This window comes from Knoellia tibetensis, from assembly GCF_048606415.1.
Taxonomy (GTDB): domain Bacteria; phylum Actinomycetota; class Actinomycetes; order Actinomycetales; family Dermatophilaceae; genus Knoellia; species Knoellia tibetensis.
Map to the genome: position 1 here is coordinate 1,943,882 of NZ_JBMBWF010000001.1, position 17,469 is coordinate 1,961,350.

14 protein-coding genes are annotated in these 17,469 nt (G+C 72.9%); 11 read left to right on the forward strand and 3 right to left on the reverse strand.

Annotated elements, in window-relative coordinates:
• Positions 1-57: 57 nt before the first annotated feature.
• Positions 58-2,130, reverse strand: a complete 2,073-nt coding sequence (locus ACOJV7_RS09005; protein WP_420189800.1) for an NAD(+) synthase — start codon at positions 2,128-2,130, stop codon at positions 58-60.
• A 55-nt stretch (positions 2,131-2,185) separates the two neighbouring features.
• Between ACOJV7_RS09005 and ACOJV7_RS09010 the strand changes: the two genes are divergently transcribed.
• Positions 2,186-3,226 carry a Y-family DNA polymerase gene (locus ACOJV7_RS09010; RefSeq protein WP_420189801.1) on the forward strand — a complete coding sequence of 347 codons (1,041 nt, stop codon included), beginning with the start codon at positions 2,186-2,188 and terminating at the stop codon, positions 3,224-3,226.
• On the opposite strand, the gene ACOJV7_RS09015 is transcribed toward ACOJV7_RS09010, so the two are convergent.
• Entirely contained in the window at positions 3,223-3,819 is a 597-nt protein-coding gene (locus ACOJV7_RS09015; RefSeq protein WP_420189802.1) for a TetR/AcrR family transcriptional regulator, read from the reverse strand. The genes ACOJV7_RS09010 and ACOJV7_RS09015 overlap by 4 nt on opposite strands.
• A gap of 81 nt (positions 3,820-3,900) precedes the next feature.
• On the opposite strand from ACOJV7_RS09015, the gene ACOJV7_RS09020 reads away from it, so the two are divergent.
• Entirely contained in the window at positions 3,901-5,880 is a 1,980-nt protein-coding gene (locus tag ACOJV7_RS09020; protein ID WP_420189803.1) for a YhgE/Pip family protein, read from the forward strand.
• On the forward strand, positions 5,877-7,052 hold the full coding sequence (locus tag ACOJV7_RS09025) for a hypothetical protein (RefSeq protein ID WP_420189804.1): 1,176 nt from the start codon (positions 5,877-5,879) through the stop codon (positions 7,050-7,052). The genes ACOJV7_RS09020 and ACOJV7_RS09025 overlap by 4 nt, the downstream gene beginning before the upstream one ends.
• Before the next feature lie 90 nt (positions 7,053-7,142).
• Here the strand turns inward: ACOJV7_RS09025 and ACOJV7_RS09030 are convergent, their stop codons facing one another.
• A complete protein-coding gene (locus ACOJV7_RS09030) occupies positions 7,143-8,114 on the reverse strand; it encodes an NADPH:quinone oxidoreductase family protein (protein ID WP_420189805.1) in 972 nt (323 codons plus the stop codon).
• 282 nt (positions 8,115-8,396) lie between these two features.
• Here ACOJV7_RS09030 and ACOJV7_RS09035 point away from each other — a divergent pair, with 282 nt between their 5' ends.
• Genes ACOJV7_RS09035 through ACOJV7_RS09070 form a run of 8 tightly spaced genes read left to right on the forward strand, consistent with a single transcriptional unit; the run spans position 8,397 to position 17,466 of the window.
• Positions 8,397-9,320, forward strand: a complete 924-nt coding sequence (locus ACOJV7_RS09035) for an ArgP/LysG family DNA-binding transcriptional regulator (RefSeq protein ID WP_420189806.1) — start codon at positions 8,397-8,399, stop codon at positions 9,318-9,320.
• 25 nt (positions 9,321-9,345) lie between these two features.
• Positions 9,346-10,536, forward strand: a complete 1,191-nt coding sequence (locus ACOJV7_RS09040) for an MFS transporter (RefSeq protein ID WP_420189807.1) — start codon at positions 9,346-9,348, stop codon at positions 10,534-10,536.
• Between the two features lie 19 nt (positions 10,537-10,555).
• Positions 10,556-11,368 (forward strand): crotonase/enoyl-CoA hydratase family protein, encoded by an 813-nt coding sequence (locus ACOJV7_RS09045; RefSeq protein ID WP_420189808.1) that lies wholly within the window; start codon positions 10,556-10,558, stop codon positions 11,366-11,368.
• A gap of 1 nt (position 11,369) precedes the next feature.
• Complete coding sequence (locus ACOJV7_RS09050; RefSeq protein WP_420189809.1) at positions 11,370-13,547, forward strand: molybdopterin-dependent oxidoreductase; 2,178 nt, start codon at positions 11,370-11,372, stop codon at positions 13,545-13,547.
• A 26-nt stretch (positions 13,548-13,573) separates the two neighbouring features.
• Positions 13,574-14,860 carry an acyl-CoA dehydrogenase family protein gene (locus ACOJV7_RS09055; RefSeq protein ID WP_420189810.1) on the forward strand — a complete coding sequence of 429 codons (1,287 nt, stop codon included), beginning with the start codon at positions 13,574-13,576 and terminating at the stop codon, positions 14,858-14,860.
• A 59-nt stretch (positions 14,861-14,919) separates the two neighbouring features.
• Positions 14,920-15,699, forward strand: a complete 780-nt coding sequence (locus tag ACOJV7_RS09060) for an SDR family NAD(P)-dependent oxidoreductase (protein ID WP_420189811.1) — start codon at positions 14,920-14,922, stop codon at positions 15,697-15,699.
• Positions 15,692-16,780: a phosphotransferase family protein gene (locus tag ACOJV7_RS09065; RefSeq protein WP_420189812.1), complete on the forward strand. Its 1,089-nt coding sequence runs from the start codon at positions 15,692-15,694 to the stop codon at positions 16,778-16,780. The genes ACOJV7_RS09060 and ACOJV7_RS09065 overlap by 8 nt, the downstream gene beginning before the upstream one ends.
• Entirely contained in the window at positions 16,777-17,466 is a 690-nt protein-coding gene (locus ACOJV7_RS09070; protein ID WP_420189813.1) for a histidine phosphatase family protein, read from the forward strand. Before ACOJV7_RS09065 ends, ACOJV7_RS09070 begins: the two co-directional genes overlap by 4 nt.
• Positions 17,467-17,469 lie beyond the last annotated feature (3 nt).

The window sequence follows — 17,469 nt, forward strand, 5'->3', positions numbered from 1 at the left end:
GGGCAAAGCCCGGGTGTGGGTTCGGCAAGCGTTCGGCAAAGAGCCGACGCCGGTCGGTCAGCCCGTCGGGACGTTGCGCTCGATCTCGGCGAGCCACGCCGCCGAAGAGACGTCCGACGGCATCCGCCAGTCGCCCCGGGGCGACATCGTGCCGCCCGCGACGACCTTGGGGCCGTTGGGCAGGGCGCTGCGCTTGAACTGGTTGCCGAAGAAGCGCTTGACGAAGACCTCGAGCCAGTGCCGGATCGTCGCGAGGTCGTATGCCGGCCGCTCGCCCTCGGGGTAGCCCGCCGGCCAGTCGCCGGTCGACGCGTCGGACCACGCGTGCGCGGCGAGGAAGGCGATCTTGCTCGGGCGGTAGCCGCGGCGCAGGACGTGGAAGAGGGTGAAGTCCTGGAGGGCGTAGGGGCCGACGGAGTCCTCGGTGGACTGGAGCCTCTCGCCCTCCTTGGTCGGGACGAGCTCGGGGCTGATCTCCTGGTCGAGGATCTCGGTGAGCGTCTCGTTGACCTCCCCCTCGAACTGCTCGGACGAGACGACCCACCGGATGAGGTGCTGCATGAGCGTCTTGGGCACGCCGGTGTTGACGCCGTAGTGGCTCATCTGGTCGCCCACGCCGTAGGTGCACCAGCCCAGCGCGAGCTCGGACAGGTCGCCGGTGCCGAGGACGATGCCGCCGCGCTGGTTGGCCGCTCGGAAGAGGTAGTCGGTCCGGAGCCCGGCCTGGACGTTCTCGAAGGTGACGTCGTAGACCTCCTCACCCGCGCCCGCCGGGTGCCCGAGGTCCTTGAGCATCTGCGTCGCCGCAGGCCGGATGTCGAGGGTCTCGAAGGTGATGCCGAGGCTCTCCATGAGATGGATCGCGTTGGACTTGGTGCCCTCGCTCGTCGCGAACCCCGGCATCGTGAAGCCGACGATGTCCGTGCGCGGGCGGCCGAGCCGGTCCATCGCCTTGGCCGCGACGATGAGCGCGTGCGTGGAGTCGAGACCGCCGCTCACGCCGATGACGATCTTGGGCTGGCCGATGGCGCGCAGCCGCTGCTCGAGCCCGGAGACCTGGATGTTGTAGGCCTCGTAGCAGTCCTGGGCGAGCCGGGCCTCGTCGTCGGGGACGAACGGGAAGCGGTCGACCTTGCGGCGCAGGCCGAGGTCGCCCGTGGGCGGGTCGATCTCGCGCGCGACGACCCGGAACGCCTCGCCGTCGGGGACGCCGATGCCCTCGACGCGACGGTTGTCGTCGAACGAGCCGACGCGGATGCGCTCCTGACGGATGCGGTCGAGGTCGACGTCGACGACGGTGGCGCGCGGCCCGCTGGGGAAGCGCTCGGTCTCACCGAGGAGGTCGCCCATCTCGTAGACCATCGTCATGCCGTCCCACGAGAGGTCGGTCGACGACTCGCCCTCGCTCGCTGCGGCGTAGAGGTAGGCCGCGTTGCACCGCATCGCGGCCGAGCGAGCGAGGAGGTGGCGGTCGTCGGCGCGGCCGACGGTGATGGGGGAGGCGCTGAGGTTGAGCAGCACGGTGGCACCGGCGAGCGCGGCGCGGTGGCTCGGCGGCACCGGAACCCAGACGTCCTCGCAGATCTCGACGTGGACGGTGAGCCCGGGCACGTCGGTGACCTCGAAGAGGAGGTCGGTGCCGTAGGCGATGTCGCCGTCCTCGTCGGCGCCGGGCCAGTGCGGGCGGTTGACGAGCGTCTCGACGGCGTCGTCACCCGCGGCGAACCAGCGCTTCTCGTAGAACTCGCGGTAGTTGGGCAGGTAGGACTTGGGCGTCACGCCGAGGACCTCGCCGCCCTGGATGACGACGGCGCAGTTGAGCAGCCGGTTGCCGATGAGCAGTGGTGCGCCGACGGCGACGACCGGGCGCAGCTGGGCGGTCGCCTCGGCGATGGTGACGATGGCGCGGTCGACCTCGTCGAGGAGGACGTCCTGCATGTGGAGGTCGTCGATGGCATAGCCGGACAGGCCCAGCTCGGGGAAGAGTGCGACCGCCACACCGTCGTCGTGCAGCGCCCTGACCTGCTCGATCGTCGCCTCGGCGTTGCGCGCCGGGTCGGCCATGGCGACGGGGAGGGTGCAGGCGGCGACGCGGGCGAACCCGTGCGCATAGGCGTTGCGGAAGTCCATGCGCCGAGTCTGTCAGGTGGCGCTGATGTCGGGGGGCGGTGGCAGCGTGGCCGCCGTGATCATCCACGCCGACGCCGACGCGTTCTTCGTGTCGGTCGAGCAGCGCGACCACCCGCACCTGCGCGGGCGGCCCGTCGTCGTCGGTCCGCAGGTGGTCGCGTGTGCGTCCTACGAAGCGCGATCGCTCGGCGTCCATGCCGGTATGCCGTTGCGCCACGCCCTGCGTCGCTGGCCCGAGCTCGTGGTCGCCGACTTCCGGGGCGAGGTCTACGAGGCGGCGAGCGCCGAGCTCCTCGCTCTGTTCCGGGATGTCACACCGCTCGTCGAGCCGGGGTCGATGGAGGAGGCCTTCCTCGACGTCTCGGCGCTCGACGGCGGCTCGGTGGAGGAGGCGGGCCGGGTGGCTCGGGCGCTGCGCGAGCGGGTCCGCTCCGAGCTCGGGCTGCCGGTGTCGGCCGGGGTCGCGCGGGCCAAGCTCTTCGCCAAGCTCGCCTCGCGCCGTGCCAAACCCGACGGGCTCGTCGTCGTTGACGCCGAGACCGAGGCTCGCGTGCGACCCCGGCTGCCCGTCGCAGACCTCTGGGGTGTCGGGCCCGCGACGAGCGCCCGGCTCCACGGCGCCGGCATCGTCCTCGTCGCGGACCTCGCCGGCTGGGACGTCGACCGCCTCGTCGAGGCCAGGGTCGCCAAGGCCATGGCGCGGAACCTCGTCGCGATTCGCGACGGCGTGGACGACGCGACGATCCGGCTCCCGGGACCGCGCAGGTCGATCTCGTCCACCCGCTCGCTCGGCCGCGCCACCCGGCAGCGGTCGGTCGTCGAGCAGGCCCTGCGCGACAACGTCCTGCGAGCCCTCGAGCGGCTCGGCGACGACCCGCGCGCACCGACCCGGCTCGACGTCCACCTCCGCTACGACGACCAGTACGCCGTCATCCAGCCCGGCTCCCTCGAGCAGCCGACCCGGGACGTGCCGACCCTCGTCGGTGCGGCGCTCGCGGCACTGGGGCGGACGGCGTACGAGGAGGACGGGCGCGGTGTCGCGATGGTGGGCGTCTCGTTCGCCCTGCCGGTCCCGCCCGCGGGCCCCAGCGCCTAGGCACACGCGCCCTGCTGGGGCGCGGAGACGAAGGCGGTGACGAAGCCGACCGCCGCCTCGAGCTGCCCGGGCCCGTCGAGGGGGGTGTCGTCGAGGACGGCGCGCAGCGTGAGCTCGGTGAGACCGGCGACGATGGCGACCGACTCCGCCTCGCCGAGGGTGCGCAGGTCGGGGTGGTGCCCACGAGCGCGGTCGACGAGCTCGCGCAGGTAGGCCGCATGGCCGTCCATGAGGGCGCGACGGGCCCGCAGCCCGAGCTCGCCGAGGGCGTGCGACTCGAGGATGTGGGCGCGGGCGAGCTCGGGGTTCTCGGCGAGGAAGCGCAGGTAGGCCGCCACGCCGCCGCGCACCTGCTCCTCGATGGGCGCCGCAGGGTCGGTGACGACGGCCGAGATCGCGTCGACGAGCCGGGTCGCGCGGGTGTCGTAGAGCGCGAGGAAGGCCTCGTCCTTGGTGGCGAAGTGCTCGTAGAACGTGCGCTTGCTCGTGCCCGCGATCCGGGCGACGTCGGCGACGGTCGTGCGGGCCAGGCCCTGCTCGACGAGGGCCGTGCCGAGGGCGTCGATCAGACGGTTGGCGGCGGTCTCGGTCATGGTGGTACTGTAGCGTACCAGCGGTGGTACGCAGACGTACCACCCGCTCCCAGCCCGCTGACCGCTCCCGTGGAGATCCTCATGACCGCCCTGTCCGTCGCCCTCGCCGAGCTCCGCCGGCTCACCGGCACGAGGTTCGCCAGGGTCGCCCTCGTCGCGATGGTCGTCGTGCCGTCGCTCTACGCCGGGCTCTACATCTATGCCAACAAGGACCCCTACGCCGACCTCGACGGGCTGCCCGCCGCCGTCGTCGTCGAGGACCGCGGCACGACCCTCGCCGACGGCACGGCGCTGCAGGTCGGGGACGAGGTGGCGACGACCCTGCGCGAGGCGCACGACCTCGACTGGCACGAGGTCGACGTCGACCGGGCGGCGGCCGGCCTGCGCGAGGGCGACTACGCCTTCGTCCTCGTCGTCCCCGAGACGTTCTCGGCGGACCTCGCCTCGAGCGCCGACTTCACGCCGCGACGGGCGATGCTCGAGATCGACACCAACGACGCGACGAACTACCTCGCCGGCACGATCGCCGACCGGGTCGTGGAGCAGGTGCAGGACTCGGTCGCCTCGCAGGTGAGCCGCACCGCCGCGAGCGAGCTCCTCGGAGGGCTCTCGACGATCCACGCGCAGCTGGTCGAGGCGTCCGACGGTGCCGGCCGACTGGCGGCGGGCGCCCACGACGCCCACACCGGCGCCGCCGGCCTGAGCAGCGGCAGCGGCCGGCTCGTCTCCGGCGAGCAGGACCTCGTCGCGGGGACGGCTCGCCTGTCGGCCGGCGCGACGGAGCTCTCCGACGGGCTCGCCACCCTCGACCGGCGCACCGACGCGCTGCCCCCGCAGACGAAGCGACTGGCCGAGGGGGCGCGCGAGGTGGCCGAGGGCAACGCGAAGGTCGCCGCCGCAGGCCGGCGGGCGGCCGCGGCGGGCCAGGACCTCACCGACGGCCTCACCGCGCTCGACGAGCAGCTGCCCGCCCGGCTCGCCGCCGCGGGACTCACCGACGAGCAGGTCTCGACCGTCCTCGCCGAGACCGCGCGGCTGCGTGCCCCGGTGACCGAGGCCAACGGCACGCTGCAGTCGACGTCGCAGGACCTCGACCGGCTGTCCGCCGGTGCGGACGCCGTCGCCGACGGGGCGGAGCGGCTCGCGACCTCCTCGACCGAGCTCGAGTCCGCCGTCGACCGGGCCGCGGCGGGCAGCGCCGACCTCGCCGCGGGCGCGAAGCAGCTCGACACCGGCCAGCGGCAGGCGCTCACGGGCGCGCAGCAGCTCTCGTCCGGGGCGGCCCGGCTCGACACGGGGCTCGCCTCGCTCGACACCGGCGCCGGCACCCTCGCCACCTCGCTCACCGACGGTGCGAAGCAGGTCCCGGACCCGACGGCCGAGCAGCGCAAGGCCGTCGCCCAGACGATCGGCGCCCCCGTCGGCATCCGCTCGGAGGCCCTCGCCACCGCCGGTTCCTACGGTGCCGGGCTCGCCCCGTTCTTCCTCGCGCTCGCGATGTGGATCGGCGGGTTCACCCTCTTCACCCGCGCCCGGCCGCTCGTCGAGGAGGCCATCACGAGCCGGTGGGCGGTCCTTCCGGTCGCCCTCGGCGGCTGGCTCGCGCCAGCCGTCATCGGTGCCGCGCAGGCCGTGCTCGCCTGGGTCGTCGTGCGCTTCGCGGTGGGCATCGACCTCGCCCACCCGTGGGCCGTCCTCGGGTTCATGCTGCTCGTCTCGATGACCTTCATGGCGGTCATCCACGGCCTCATGGCCCGGCTCGGCGACACCGGGCAGTTCCTCGGCCTCGTCCTCATGGTGCTCCAGCTCGTCAGCGCCGGCGGCACCTTCCCGTGGGAGACTCTCCCCGGTCCGCTGCGCGCCCTGCACCACGTGCTCCCGATGTCGTATGCCGTCGAGGGCCTGCGGACCCTCGCCTACGGCGGGCCGCGAATGCACCTCGCTCTCGACGTCGTCGTCCTCCTCGCGTGGGCCGGCGGGGCGTTGCTGCTCTCGACGGCGGCCGCGCACCGGGTCCACCGGCGGCGTCCGGTCGCGTCGACGGCGGTGGCTGCAGCGTGACTCCCCGCAGGTCTCGGATCGCCGCCTCGTCCCTCGCCGCGCTGCTCGTCCCGGCGGTGCTGCTCACGGTGCTGCTGACCGGGTGCGGCTGGGTCGGCGAGGGGTCCGAGCAGGGTGGGCGAACGGCATACGAGATGTCGGTGGACTGCCCGAAGGCACCCGGGACGGGTTCGGTGAAGCCGACCGTGGGACAGCTCAACTCGGTTCTCGCACGGGCGGACCTGCCCTACTGGCAGGCCGCCGACATCGGGGCGAGCGCGCGGCTCTCGGACGGCCGGCTCGTGTGGGTCTTCGGCGACACGATGCGCCGTCGTGGCATCGCGCCCGGCATGGTCGCCAACTCGATGCTCGTCTCGTCCGGTCTGTGCGTCAGCCAGGTCATGGCTACGGCGCGTGGCCCGGTCATCCCCGACGTCGAGCCCGGTGTCGTCCGCTGGCCGATGTCGGTGAGCGTCGTCCGCGACGGTGACGAGGACGTCGTCATCGTCTTCACGGGCCGCATCCGGCGGGGGAGCGGGACCGACGTGTGGGGCTTCCGCTACCTCGGGTCGGATGCGGTGACCTTCCGCGTCCGCGCGGGGGAGGCGCCGCAGCTCGACACCGTGCTGCCGCTCACGCCCGACGACGAGAGCGCCCACCAGGTCAACTGGGGCTCGGCGTCGATGGTGTCCGGGGACCACATCTACGTCTACGGCACCGAGCTGCCGTCCGGCACCGCCTTCGGGCGCTCGCTGCTCGTCGGTCGCAGTGCGCTGGGCCGACCCGAGGACCGGCGGTCGTGGGAGTTCTGGGACGGCCGCCGGTGGCAGGCCGACCCCCACCGCGCGGCGCCGGTCATCGCGGCCGACGGCGGTGTCTCGCAGACGCTCTCGGTGGACCGCGTCGGCGACGAGTTCGTCGCGGTGTCGAAGAAGGACGGCGACCTCGGCTCGACCGTCGCCACGTGGACCTCGGCGTCACCCGTCGGGCCGTGGCGGGTGAGCGAGGCGCTCGACGCACCGTTCCTCACCGGCAAGGACGAGTTCGCCTACGCCCCGCTGGCCCACCCGGAGATCTCGCTCGCCGGCGGCGGGCTGCTCGTGTCCATCTCGCGCAACACGACCGACCTCGCCCGGCTGCGGCATGACCCGACCGTCGGCCGCCCGAGGTTCGCCGAGATCCCCCGCCCCTGAGCTCGACTTCTTGCCCCTGGACCACCGGATCGGGGCCCAAATCGGCCCTCGCCGGTGGTCCTGGGGCAAGAAGTGCGGGGGAGTGAGGGGTCAGGGGGTGAGGAGGACCTTGCCGGTGGCGCGGCGCTCGTCGATGTCGGCGAGGGCGACGGCGACCTCGCCGAGCGAGCGCACCGACCCGATGACCGGGTCGAGCCGGCCGTCCTCGAGCAGCGGCACGAGCTCGTCCCACTGGCGGCGGACCGAGCCCGCGCCCCCGGCGCCTGTCCACCAGGCGCCCCAGCCGACCCCGACGACGTCGATGTTGCCCAGCAGCAGCCGGTTGACCTTGACCTCCGGGATCGAGCCACCGGTGAAGCCGATGACGAGCAGCCGGCCGAGCGGCGCGAGCGAGCGCAGCGAGTCGGTGAAGCGGTCGCCGCCCACCGGGTCGACGACGACGTCGACCCCGTGACCGGAGGTGAGGTCGGCGACGGCCTCGCGGAACCCGTCGGCCGGCAACACCTCGTCGGCCCCGGCCGCCCTCGCGACGTCACCGCGCGACGGGTCCGACACCACGGCATACACCGTCGCTCCCCACGCCTTGGCGAGCTGGGTGGCGGCGGTGCCGATGCCGCCGGCCGCGCCGTGCACGAGCACCTTCTCGCCCTCGGCGAGGCGGCCGCGGGTGCGCAGGGCGAAGTGGCAGGTGAGGTAGTTCATCGGCAGCGCCGCGCCCTGGTCGAAGGTGACGCCGTCGGGGAGCGGGAAGACGAGCGCGGGGTCGCACACGACCTGCTCGGCGAACCCGCCCAGGAAGGGGAAGGCCGCGACCCGGTCGCCGACCTCGAGGCCGCTGCCGGCCGGGGCGACGCGGACGAAACCGGCGACCTCCGCACCCGGGACGAACGGGACCGGTGGCTTGACCTGGTACTCGCCGCGGGTGAGCAGCACGTCCGGGAAGGCCACGCCGGCGGCGGCGACGTCGATCAGCACCTGGCCGTCCGGCACCTCGGGCGAGGGGACGTCGACCACCTCGATGGCGTCGGGTCCGTCGAGTCGGGTCACGAGGGCAGCGCGCATCCCCGAATCCTAGGAGCCCGGCCGGCCGCGAGACCTGGCGCCACCAGCCCCACCACCGGGCACGACCGGGCGCCGGCCGACCGCACGACGAGGACTCACCGCCAGCCGGTGCGGTGAGTCCTCGCCAGACTCCTTCGCGGAGCACCCCGGGGGCAGGACCATGCCTCCCTGGCCCAAGCGGGTCAGGGACGCGCGGCCATGTGGACGGGACCACTGCCGAAGGTAGGACCACCTTTGGCCGACGGTCCAACGAATCCTGCTGAAGGGTGCTGAGATTCGTTCATGAACCTCGACCAGGTTCGGGCGCTCGCGGCCATCGCCGACACCGGGAGCTTCGAGCTCGCCGCACGTTCGCTCCACCTCACGCCGTCGGCGGTGAGCCAGCGCGTGCGCGCCCTCGAGACGAGCGTGGGCCAGGTCGTCGTGCGCCGGGCGAGCCCGTGCACGCCGACCGACGCCGGCGCCGTCCTCGTGCGGCTCGCGAGGCAGGTCGAGCTGCTCGAGGACGAGTCGCGCGACCTCCTCGGCGTGGCGCGGCACGCTCCCGTCGTCCTGCGCGTCGCCGTCAACGCGGACTCGCTCGACACCTGGCTCGTGCACCTCATCGAGGCCGCCTCGACGTGGGACGACACCCGGCTGCGGTTCACCGTCGTCGACGAGGACCACTCGCTGAGGCTGCTGCGCGAGGGCGCCGTCGGTGCCGCGATCGCGACCGAGCCCGCACAGGTGCCCGGCTGCCGCTCCTTCCCCCTCGGCTCGATGCGCTACGTCGCGGTCGCCTCGCCGTCGCTGGCAACCCGGCACACCCTGTCCGACGGCAGCCCCGACTGGGAGCACCTGCCCGTCCTGCGCTACGACGACCACGACGCGCTGCAGGAGGACTACCTCGCGTCCCACGACGTGACGGCGTCGTCGCCGCCGTGGCAGATCCCCTCGGTGCCCGGGCTGCGCAGCGCCCTCCTGTCCGGTCTCGGCTGGCTCTTCGTGCCCGACGTCTCGGTGGGGGAGGACCTCGCCGAGGGCCGGCTCGTCACCCTCACCGACGACGTCGTCGAGGTCCCGCTGCACTGGCACGTGTGGAAGGTCGCCTCCCACCGCCTCGACCGCCTCAACGACGCCGTCGCCGAGGCCGCCCGGGTCGGGCTGCGCGTGCCGGGCCGCACAGCGCCGGTTCGCCCGCTCGTCGACGTCGTCCGGGGAATGTAACGGCTGCGCCGACGCTTGTCCCTTCGTGCCCGCGCCCCGTCATGCCCTTCTCGCCACCATCGCCCTCGTCGTCGGCGGCTTCGCCATCGGCACGACCGAGTTCGTCACGATGGGCCTGCTCCCCGAGATCGCCAAGGGCGTGTCCGTCTCGATCCCGACGGCGGGCCACACGATCTCGGCGTATGCCGCAGGCGTCGTCGTGGGTGCCCCGCTCCTCGCCATGCTCGGGGCGACATGGCCGCGCAAGGCGCTCCTCGTCGGCCTGACCGTGGCCTTCGTCGTCGGCAACGTCGGCACCGCCCTCGCCCCCGACTACGGCTGGCTCATGCTGGCCCGGTTCGTCTCGGGAATGCCGCACGGTGCGTTCTTCGGCGTCGCCGCGCTCGTCGCCGTCGACATGGCGGCGCGAGGCCAGTCCGGTCGCGCAGTGAGCCGGGTCATGCTCGGCATCCCCTTCGCCAACGTCGCCGGCGTCCCGGGAGCGACCTGGCTGGGTCAGCAGTACGGCTGGCGCGCGGCCTACTGGCTCGTCGCCGTCCTCGGCATCCTCACGGTCGGGCTGCTCGTCGCCTACGTCCCGCACATCGAGCGCAACCTCGAGAGCACGATCAAGCGGGAGCTGCGCGGCTTCGCAACGACCCAGGTCGCGCTCACCCTGCTCGTCGGCGCCATCGGCTTCGGCGGCATGTTCGCGATGGCGAGCTACATCGCGCCCACCGTCACCGACGTTACCGGCCTCGACGCGAGCGCCGTCCCGATCTTCCTGCTCGCCTCGGGCATCGGCGGCCTCGTCGGCACGCCGCTCGCGGGCCATCTCGGCGACTGGTCGGTGCTGCGCTCGATCACCATCGGCTGCGTCGGCATGGGCGTCAACCTCGTCGCCTTCGCGCTCACCGCGCAGTGGTGGCTGCCGGCGATCTTCTTCTACTTCCTCTCCTCGGTGCTCGCCGGCATCCTCGTCGTCAACCTCCAGCTCCGCCTCATGCAGGTCGCCGGCGAGGCCCAGACGCTGGCCGCAGCGAGCAACCACGCCGCGCTCAACACCGCCAACGCCCTCGGCGCCTGGCTCGGTGGCGTCGTCATCTCCGCCGGCTACGGCTACACCGCGCCGAGCTGGGTCGGAGCCGGACTCTCCGTGCTCGGCGCGGGCGTCCTGGGCCTCAGCCTCATGAAGCACCGCGCCGACACCCGACCGGCACCGGCACGCACCGCCTGACCGGGCCTAGTCTCTGGGGATGACCGAACTCGTCCGGAGCCGCACCGAGGACGGCATCGCCCACGTCACGCTCGACCGGCCCGACAAGCTCAACGCCCTCACGCTCGACACGCTCGAGCAGCTCGTCGCAACGGCCCGGCGGCTCCACGGGGACCGGACCCTGCGAGCGGTCGTCCTCTCCGGGGCGGGCGACGCGTTCTGCGCCGGGCTCGACTTCGCCACAGTGCTGCGCGAGCCCCGCCGCGTCGCCGCGGCCTTCGCGCCGCGCCCATGGCGTGGCACGAACACCTTCCAGGAGGCGTGTTGGGCATGGCGCCGGCTGCCCGTGCCCGTCATCGCCGCGGTCCACGGCCACTGCCTCGGCGGCGGCCTCCAGATCGCGCTCTCGGCCGACTTCCGCATCACCGCCCCCGACGCGACGTGGTCGGTCCTCGAGGCCAAGTGGGGGATCATCCCCGACATGTCCGGCATCCAGGCCCTCTCGCAGCAGGTCGGGATGGACGTCGCCAAGCGCCTCACGATGACCGGGGAGACCGTCTCGGGCACCGAGGCGGTCCGGCTCGGCCTCGCGACGCAGGAGAACCTCGACCCGTATGCCGGTGCGCTGGCTCTCGCGGGCACGATCGCCGAGCGCTCGCCGGACTCCGTCGCCGCCGCCAAGCGCCTCTTCAACCGGACGTGGTCCGCGAGCGACCGCCGGACCTTCCGCTGGGAGCGGCTCGAGCAGGCCCGCCTCCTCCTGGGAGCCAACGCGGCCGAGGCGCGGAGGGCGGCCACGCGCCGGGAGCGGCCGGCATACAGGCCACGCGCCGGACTCGACCCGCGGGGCTGAGATGACGACCAGCGGCGGCGACGACGCCAGGACCACCCGTCACATCACGTGTGTGCTGTGCGAGGCGATGTGCGGCCTCGAGGTGTCGCTGCGCGGGCAGGAGATCGTCGGCATCAAGGGGCACGCCGAGGACCCGCTGTCGCGCGGGCACATCTGCCCCAAGGGCGTGGCGCTCCAGGACCTGCACACCGACCCCGACCGGCTGAGGCGCCCGGTCAAGCGCGTCGGCGACGACTTCGTCGAGATCGGCTGGGACGAGGCGATCGAGCTCGCCGCCGACCTGCTCCACGGGGTGCAGGCGCGGCACGGGCGGGATGCCGTCGCGACCTACCTCGGCAACCCCAACGTCCACAGCACCGGGGCGCTCACCCACGTGACGATGATCCCGCGCACCCTGCGCAGCCGGCACGTCTTCAGTGCGACGAGCGTCGACCAGCTGCCGCACCACGTCGTGGCGTGGGCGATGTTTGGGCACCAGTTCCTCCTTCCCGTCCCCGACATCGACCGCACACGCCTGCTCGTCCTCGTCGGCACGAACCCCATGGCCTCCAACGGGTCGCTGTGGACGGTGCCCGACTTCCCGGGCCGGTTGCGCGAGCTGCGTTCTCGTGGAGGGCGGCTCGTCGTCATCGACCCGCGGCGCACCGAGACGGCCGCTGTCGCCGACGAGCACCACTTCGTCCGTCCCGGCACCGACGTCACGGTGCTCCTCGCTCTCGTCCACGTCGTCCTCGCCGAAGGGCTGGCCCGGCCGGCGCCGTGGGTGAGCGGGGTGGACGAGCTGCGCCTCACCGTCGCCGACTTCACGCCCGAGCTCGCCGAGGAGGTGAGCGGGGTCGGGGCCGACGCGATCCGCGCGCTCGCCCGTGACGTCGCCGCCGGGTCCGCCGCGGTCCACGGGCGCATGGGGGTGTCGACGCAGGAGTTCGGGGTCCTGTGCCAGTGGGCGATCCAGTGCCTCATGGCCGTCACCGGCAACCTCGACAGCCCCGGCGGCACGATGTTCACGACGCCCGCGATCGACATCATCGGCCGGGGGCTCGTGGGGCGAGGGCACCGCGGCCGGACCCACTCGGCGGTGCGTGGGCTGCCGGAGTTCGGCGGCGAGCTGCCGGTCTCGGTCATGGCCGAGGAGATGGAACCCCCGCGGCCAGCGATCCGGGCCCTGCTCACGGTCGGTGGCAACCCCGTGTCGTCCACCCCGGCGGGGGCCCGCCTCGACGAGCGGATCGCGGCGCTCGAGGCCATGGTCGCCATCGACCCCCACGTCAACGAGACGACCCGCCACGCCGACGTCATCCTGCCGCCGACCGGCCCGCTCGAGCGCGACCACTACGACCTCATCTTCCACACGCTCGCGGTCCGCAACACGGCCCGCTGGTCGCCGGCGCTCTTCGCCCGCGGCGAGGACCAGCGCCACGAGTGGGAGATCGCCCGCGACCTCGTCCTCGCGCTGAGCCGTCGCAGCGGGCAGCGGCTCGGCTGGCGACGGACGGCACGGCTCAGGGCCTCGCCGCGTGTCACCATCGACGTGCTCCTGCGGTCCGCCCGACAGGGCCTGTCGGTCCGGCGGCTGGCCCGAACGCCCGGCGGCGTCGACCTCGGCCCGCTCGAGCCGCGCCTGCCGGACCGCCTCCCCACCCGCGACAAGGTCGTGGTGCTCACCCCCGCCGTCGTCACCGACGGTCTCGCCGCCCTGCGCGTGCGGCTGCCCGAGCTGCGCGACGCCGCCGGAAGCAACGACCTCCTGCTCATCGGCCGCCGTCACCAGCGCGACAACAACTCGTGGATGCACAACACCGAGCGGCTGACGCGCGGGCGTCCGCGACACCACCTGCTCATGCACCCCGACGACCTCGCCGCGCGCGGGATCGTCGACGGCTCGCTCGTCACCGTGACCTCCGACGTCTCCTCGGTGCAGGTCGAGGTCCGCGCCACCGACGACGTCATGCGTGGGGTGGTCTCGCTGCCGCACGGCTACGGCCACCGGCGACCCGGCGTGCGGCTCTCCCGCGCGGTCGAGGTCCCCGGCGTGACGATGAACGACCTCACCGACCCGGCCCGCGTCGAGGGCGTCTCGGGCAACGCCGTGCTCAACGGCATACCGGTCGTCGTGGCCCCGGCGGTCGCGATCGAGGAGCCGGACTCCGTGGCGGAGGCGACACCCCCTACCGGCTAAGCGAGCGCTCACCTAGGGTCTGTTCCATGGACTTCTCATCGTCGGAGCGTTCGCTCGACCTCGCGCGGCGTGTCCGCGACTTCGTCGTGACCGAGATCGAGCCGGCGGAGCGGACCCTGGCCGAGGACATCGCCCGGCGTCGCGCGGCCGGTGAGGACCCCTGGCCGGCGCACCCCCTCCTCGCCGAGCTGCAGACGAAGGCGCGCGACCGTGGGCTCTGGAACCTCTTCCTCCCCGCCGGTCACGAGGGCCCGTATGCCGTCCGGTTCGGCACCGACGGCGGCGCCGGTCTGTCGAACGCCGACTACGCCCCCATCGCCGAGGCGATGGGTCGCACCTTCTCGGCGCCGCTCGTCTTCAACTGCAACGCGCCCGACACCGGCAACATGGAGGTGCTGCTCAAGTACGGCACCGACGAGCAGAAGGAGGAGTGGCTCGAGCCGCTGCTCGACGGCCGGATCCGCAGCGCCTTCCTCATGACCGAGCCCGGTGTGGCCTCGTCGGACGCGACGAACATGGAGGCGACGGCCGTCGTCGACGGTGACGAGGTCGTCCTCAACGGCCGCAAGTGGTGGTCCACCGGCGTCGGCAACCCGGACTGCAAGGTCGCGATCTTCATGGGCGTCACCGACCCGGAGGCGTCGCGTCACTCGCGGCACTCGATGGTGCTCGTGCCCTTCGACCACCCGGGCGTGCGCGTGGAGCGGATGCTCTCGGCGTTCGGTCAGCACGACGAGCCCATCGGGCACGGCGAGGTGTCGCTCACCGACGTCCGGCTGCCCGTCACGAACATCCTCGCCGGCCCCGGCCGGGCGTTCGAGATCGCGCAGGGCAGGCTCGGTCCGGGCCGCGTGCACCACTGCATGCGGCTCATCGGGCTGGCCGAGAAGGCGCTCGAGCTGGCCTGCGCGCGGGCAACGACCCGCACCGCCTTCGGGAAGCCGATCGCCAACCTCGGCGGCAACCGTGAACGGCTCGCCCAGGCGCGGATCTCGATCAACCAGGCCCGGCTCCTCGTCCTCCACGCGGCGTGGAAGCTCGACACCGTCGGCGCCCTCGGAGCGATGAGCGAGGTGAGCGAGATCAAGGTGGCCGTGCCGCGGATGGCGTGCGACGTCATCGACATGGCGATCCAGCTCCACGGTGGCGCCGGGATGTCCGAGGACTTCCCGCTGGCGGCGGCCTACGCCAACGCGCGCTCGCTGCGCCTCGCCGACGGTCCCGACGAGGTCCACCTCGGCGTCGTCGCCAAGATCCTGCTGGCTCCGTACGCCGAGAGGGCCTCGCGTGCGGCGGAGTGCGGCCGCTCATGACCCCCCGTGCCCAACTCACCAATTCCTCCCGTTCGGCACACCGCGGGGCCGGTCGCAGGGTGCTCATCACCGGCGGCGCCTCCGGGCTCGGCCTCGCCCTGGCGCGTGCCTTCACCGAGCGCGGCGACCAGGTCCTCGTCGGCGACCTCGCCGAGAGCCGGCCCGACAACGTGCCGGACGGCACGGCATACGTGCGTCTCGACGTGCGCAGCCAGCAGGACTGGGACGCAGCGCTGGCCCACGTGCGCGACACGTGGGGCGGTCTCGACGTGCTCGTCAACAACGCCGGGGTGGCCACCGGAGGCCGGATCGACGTCGAGTCGATCTCGGACTGGGAGCGCGTGCTCGACATCAACCTGCTCGGGGTGGTGCGCGGCTGCCAGACGTTCACCCCGGTGTTCAAGGAGCAGCGCTCGGGCCACATCGTCAACACCGCGTCGCTCGCCGGGCTCATCCACGGGCCGGGCATGTCGTCCTACAACGCGGCCAAGGCCGGCGTCGTCGCGCTGTCCGAGACCCTCGGGTTCGAGCTCGCACCGTGGGGAATCCACGTCTCGGCGGTCTGCCCGGCGTTCTTCCGGACCAACCTCCACCAGTCCCTGCAGGGCAAGGACACGGCGATGGAGGAGACGGCGCTCAAGCTCATCACCAAGGCGTCGATGACGGCCGACGAGGTCGCCGCCGTCGTGCTCAAGGGCATCGACAGGCACAAGCGCCTCATCCTCACGGACCGGCTCGGGCACCAGGCCTACTGGACCAAGCGGCTGGTGCGGCCGGCATACGACCGGGTCGCGACCAGGGCGGGACAGAAGCTCGCGCGGAAGTCCCCCGATGCCTGACGAGCTCGGATCACCCGTCCGCGACGAGGACGCCTTCGACGTCGACGCCCTCGCCGAGTGGCTGCGCGCCAACGCCCCGGACGCCTCGGGGCTCGACGCGACTCCTGAGGTGCGCCAGTTCAAGGGGGGCGCGTCCAACCTCACCTACCTGCTGCGCTACCCGACGCGCGACCTCATCCTGCGCCGGCCTCCGCGGGGGACGAAGGCCAAGGGCGCCCATGACATGCGGCGTGAGAGCGACATCCAGCGCGCGCTCGGCGAGGTCTACGACCGTGTGCCGCGGATCGTCGCGTGGTGCGGCGACGAGTCGGTCATCGGCTCCGAGTTCTACGTCATGGAGCGCCTCGTCGGGACGATCCTGCGCCGGGACGTGCCGGAGTCTCTGGGGCTCGGACCCGACGACGTGAACCTGCTGTGCCGCAACGCACTCGACACCCTCGTCGACCTCCACCGCGTCGACGTCGAGGCCGCGGGTCTCGGTGGCCTCGGCAAGGGCCCTGGCTACGTCGAGCGCCAGGTCACCGGTTGGTCGGCCCGCTACCGCAAGGCGCGCACGCCCAACGTCGGGTCGTTCGAGGGCGTCATGCAGTGGCTCGAGGACAACCGCCCCGACGACGTCGGCCAGGTGCTCATCCACAACGACTTCCGCTTCGACAACCTCGTGCTCGCGCAGGACGACCCGACGCGCATCGTCGGCGTCCTCGACTGGGAGATGGCGACCGTCGGCGACCCGCTCATGGACCTCGGCGGGGCGATGGCCTACTGGGTGCAGGCGAGCGACGACCCGGTGGCCAAAGCGCTGCGGCTCCAGCCGACGCACACACCGGGGATGCTCACCCGCGTCGAGGCGGTGCGCTACTACTGCGACCGGATGGGTCTGCCGATGGACGCGCGGCGGTGGGCGTTCTACGAGGTGTTCGGGCTCTTCCGGCTCGCCGTCATCGCACAGCAGATCTACCTGCGGACCTACCGCGGCGAGACGACGAACCCGCAGGCGAAGCGAATGCGGTGGTTCGTCCTCTACCTCGACCTGCGCTGCCGCCTGCTCGTGCGCCGGGCCCGCCGCGAGGCCGGCCGATGAGCCGGATCGTCCTCGTCCGTCACGGCCAGGCGTCCTGGGGCAAGAAGGACTACGACAAGCTCTCCGACCTCGGTCACGAGCAGGTGCGCACCGTCGGACGCGAGCTCGCCCAGCGCGACATCGAGGCCTCCCGCGTCGTCTCGGGGTCGATGCGCCGGCAGCGCGACACCGCCGCCGAGCTCGTCGCCGAGGCCGGCTGGACCTGCGAGGTCGAGACCGACCCGGCGTGGGACGAGTACGCGCACACGGAGATCCTCACGGCATACAAGCCTGCGTATCGGTCGATGGCGCTCATGAAGGCGGACCTCGCGCGCACCCTGCGGCCGCACCGCGCCTTCGACGAGATGTATGCCGTGGCGACCGAGCGTTGGGTCGCCGGGGCCCACGAGGGTGACTACGAGGAGCCCTTCTCGGCGTTCGGTGACCGGGTCCTCACCGGCCTGGCGGCGCTGTCGGACAACGTCGGTCGCGGTGAGACGGCGGTCGTCGTCAGCTCGGCCGGGGCGATCTCGTGGGTGGCCGCGTCGCTGCTCGGCGGTGGCGCGCCGGTGTGGACCTCGCTCCAGCGGGTCATCGCCAACGCCTCGCTCACCACCCTCTCCATCGGCGCGACCGGGCCGGTGCTGCGGACCTTCAACGACACCTCCCACCTCGAGCGCGTCCCCGACCTGCTCACCACCCGCTGAGGA